Annotated in this window: 1 protein-coding gene; it reads right to left on the bottom strand. The window is 72.7% G+C overall.

What is annotated here, in order from left to right; genetic code table 11:
• Positions 1–73: 73 nt before the first annotated feature.
• Positions 74–1,702 (bottom strand): glutamine--fructose-6-phosphate transaminase (isomerizing) (glmS, locus tag AB0G02_RS38730; protein WP_360805046.1); only part of this gene is annotated, 1,629 nt, incomplete at its 5' end.

The raw sequence follows: 1,702 nt of genomic DNA on the forward strand, positions 1-1,702 counted from the left end.
CGCGGCCCGGGGTCGGTGCGTGATCACCGAGGCCCCGCAGGGGGGAACCGCCCCGCCACGACGTCCCGCTCGGCTACTCCACGGTCACGCTCTTGGCCAGGTTGCGCGGCCGGTCGACGTCCCGGCCCAGGGCGCGCGCCAGGTGGTAGGCGAACAGCTGCAACGGCACGGACAGCGTGATCGGGGCCAGCGCCTCGTGCGCCTTGGGCACCCGGATGACGTCGGTGGCCAGCCCCGCGGGCAGCTCGGCGTCGGTGACCACGATGACCGGACCGCCGCGCGCCTTGATCTCCTCGATGGTGGCGGTGTTCTTGGCCAGCAGCTCGTCGTCGGGCACCAGCACCACCGTCGGCATCTCCGGGTTGATCAGCGCCAGCGGCCCGTGCTTCAGCTCGGACGCCTGGTAGGCCTCGGCGTGCACGTAGGAGATCTCCTTGAGCTTCTGCGCGCCCTCCCGCGCCGCCGGCCAGCCGCGCACCCGTCCGACGAAGAACATGTGCCGCGCGTCGGCGTACTTGCGGGCGACCGCCGCGATGTCCTCCTCCGCGGCGAGGACCTGCGCGATCCGGTGCGGCAGCTGCGACAGCCCGCCGACCAGCCGCCGTCCCTCGGTGATCGACAGGTCCCGCACCCGGCCCAGGTCCAGGGCCAGCATCGCCAGCGCGACGGTCATCGTGGTGAACGACTTGGTCGCCGCCACCGACACCTCCGGCCCGGCGTGCAGGAAGATCCCGTGGCCGCACTCGCGGGCGATCGTGCTGCCCACCGCGTTGACCACCCCGATGACGTGCCCGCCCTTGCGCTTGAGCTCCTGCACGGCCGCCAGCGTGTCCAGGGTCTCACCCGACTGGCTGATGGCGACGTACAGCGTGTCGGGGTCGACCACCGGGTTGCGGTAGCGGAACTCGGACGCCGGCTCGGCGTCGGCCGGGATCCTGGCTAGCTCCTCGACCAGCTGCGCGCCCACTTGGCCCGCGTAGTACGCCGAGCCGCAGCCGAGCAGCTTGACCCGGCGGATGCGCTGGTAGTCCTGCGGCGAGAGGCCGACCCCGTCCAACCGGGCCGAGGAGAACCGGTGGTCCAGCCGGCCGCGCAGGCAGCGGTCCACCGCGTCGGGCTGCTCCCGCATCTCCTTGTACATGAAGTCCGGGTTGTCGCCCAGCTCGTACTCGGCGCTCGCGACGTCGATCGCGGTGGGGGAGCGGGTGGTGCTCGTGGCGCGGGAGTCCATCGTGGACGTGCGGTAGCCGTCGGCGGTGACCGTGGCGATCTCGTCGTCGTCCAGGTAGATCACCTGCTGCGTGAAGCGGACCAGCGCGGTGACGTCCGAGGCGATCAGCATCTCCTGCTCGCCGACGCCCAGCACGACCGGGCTGCCCCGGCGTGCGGCGACCAGCTCGCCCGGCCGGTCGGCGTCCATCACGACCACCCCGTAGGTGCCCTCCACCTGCGCCAACGCCTCGCGCACGGCGTCTTCGAGGGTGGCCGCGGAACTGCGGGCGACGAGGTGGGCGAGGTCTTCGCTGTCGGTGTCGGAGGCCAGCGCGACGCCGTCGGCGGTGAGCCGGGCGCGCAGCCGGTCGGAGTTCTCGAAGACGCCGTTGTGCACGATCGCGATGCGGGACGCGGCGTCCACGTGCGGGTGCGCGTTGCGGTCGGTCGGCTCGCCGTGTGTGGCCCAGCGGGTGTGCGCGACGCCCGT

It is taken from the genome of Actinosynnema sp. NPDC023658 (assembly GCF_040639995.1).
Classification (GTDB): domain Bacteria; phylum Actinomycetota; class Actinomycetes; order Mycobacteriales; family Pseudonocardiaceae; genus Actinosynnema.